The organism is Ruminococcus sp. AF37-20, assembly GCF_003460465.1.
GTDB lineage: Bacteria > Bacillota > Clostridia > Oscillospirales > Ruminococcaceae > Hominimerdicola > Hominimerdicola aceti.
In genome coordinates this window covers 1-625 of sequence record NZ_QTVE01000053.1, presented here as the reverse complement: position 1 = coordinate 625, position 625 = coordinate 1, and the positions used below count along the sequence as shown (strand labels likewise).

1 protein-coding gene is annotated in these 625 nt (G+C 36.3%); it reads right to left on the bottom strand.

What is annotated here, in order from left to right:
- Positions 1 to 558 (bottom strand): helix-turn-helix domain-containing protein (locus tag DW015_RS13210; RefSeq protein WP_117905965.1); only part of this gene is annotated, 558 nt, incomplete at its 3' end.
- Between the last annotated feature and the right edge of the window lie 67 nt (positions 559 to 625).

Sequence of the window (625 nt, the reverse complement as noted above, 5' to 3'; positions counted from 1 at the left end):
TTTTTTTGATTTTCCTCGATGGTCAATCAGTCCTTCTACACCATTTATTTCATATTTCCTTACCCATGAATATATCTGTTGATAAGAAATATTATATTTTTCAACTGTCAGGGCGTAGTTCTTATTATTTTCAATGCAGAAGGCAACAATTTCCGCACGTTCTTCCTGTGTGGTTTTTCTACCTTTGTTCATGGCAAGTCCTCTTTCTGAGCGTTTATGCTCTTTAAATCTCTTGCCATTATTATACCATGAAATCCATCTTCTGAGGACAATATCCGTTGAGATTTTATACTTTATACATATTTCTGTTAAGCTTCCTTTTCCATTGAGGTAATCTTCTACTGCTGCTTCTTTTATTTCATTGGTATAGTGTCGATACGGTGATGCCTTTGCAACGGATTCGATTCCTTCGGTTTTAGCTCGGCATACCATTCTTTTCATCGTTGTAGCCCCTATGTTGTATTTTCTGGCAATTGCCTTGTATCCACCTTTACCATCGAGGTATTCCTGTACTGCTGCAACACGTTCTTCACTTGTAAGTGATTTCTTCTTTGACATAAAATAACCCCCTTTAGAGTTACACCATTTTATTATTTCATGTGTCTACTCTAAGGGGATTATATCA